At 67.5% G+C, this 1,182-nt stretch carries 2 protein-coding genes; both read right to left on the bottom strand.

The features are described 5' to 3' along the window. The coding region (locus tag ACFQ6N_RS41035) for a secretin and TonB N-terminal domain-containing protein (protein WP_380659226.1) at positions 1–866 on the bottom strand (866 nt) is incomplete at its 3' end. A 53-nt stretch (positions 867–919) separates the two neighbouring features. Next, positions 920–1,182 (bottom strand): hypothetical protein (locus ACFQ6N_RS41030; RefSeq protein ID WP_380659225.1); only part of this gene is annotated, 263 nt, incomplete at its 5' end.

The following is a 1,182-nucleotide window of genomic DNA, read 5'->3' as shown; positions in this document are numbered from 1 at the left end:
TAGCTGTCTGCGACGGTGGAGTCCAGGTGGTAGCGTGTCCACGAAGATCGCGAGGACTGGGTGGACAGGCGGCCGCTGAAGGTGCGTGATGGTCGCCGGGTGCTCGCTTCGACAACGCCGCCGTTGAATCCACCATAGGCGGCCGAAACGTTGCTGTCATGCACGGTGATGTCTTCCAGCAGGCTGCTGTCCAGTGCCAGCGCCTGCGAGCCGCCTGGAACGGAGAACAGCCGGTATACCTCCGGATCCGCACCCGGGTCGATGTCGTTGTTGAAGTTCATGCCATCGACGATGAACGCGTTCTGATAGAACTTCGCACCATTGATGCTGATTTCCGCAGGGCGGATCTCGCCGGGGCTGAAGCTGCCCTGGTCGGCATTGTCGAACTGCACGGCGGGATGGATGCGCAGCAGCCGGGTGATGTCACCGTTGCCGGCGGCCTGCGCCGCGACGTAGCTGCGGTCCAGTTGCAGGCTGCCCCCGAAGGTCGAGCCGGCGTCCTGCCCCGGCACGTGCAGGGTACTGGTGCGTCGTGCGCCTGCCGACACCTGCGCACGCTGCAAGGTGTAGCTGCCATCGGCGCGGCGCACCGCGCGCAGCCCGCTGCCGTGGAGCAGTGCGTCGAACCCTGCGTCCACGTCCAGGCCTGTGGCAATCGATGGAGCCTGGCGGCCACGGGTCAGCGCGGGGTCGAAGGACAGGGCCACGCCATGCTCGGCGGCGAACGCGCCCAGTGCACTGCCCAGCGAGAGAATGCTGCGCTGGACGTGCAGGGATTCATCGGGCGGTGATTGAGCCAGCGCGGGTGTGGCGGCGAGCGCGGTGGCGAGGAGGCTCAGTCGAAGCCGGGGCAGGTTCACGGTCATGGGGAGAAAAATGAGGGGTTCATACCCTCTGCCACGCGACGCTCGGAAAAGTGTCAGCCGCGATGTCCCGCAGCCGACACGTGGATCCACAGCCCCTGCTCGATCCGCAGCGCGTGGGTGGCGGCAAGCATCGACAGGCTGCGTTGCAGGTCGTCCAGCGGGAATGCGCCGGACACCGGCAGGCCGGCGACGCGCGGATCCACGCGCAGCCAGCGGTGCTGGTAGCGCCCCAGCTCCTGCAGAACCTGCTGCAGCGGCATTGCATCGGCGACCAGCATGCCCCGGACCCACGCGTCAGCGCCGGGTGGTGCAGGCT

Source organism: Kitasatospora sp. NPDC056446 (assembly GCF_042796115.1).
GTDB lineage: Bacteria > Actinomycetota > Actinomycetes > Streptomycetales > Streptomycetaceae > Kitasatospora.
This window is presented reverse-complemented; position numbering and strand designations above follow the sequence as displayed.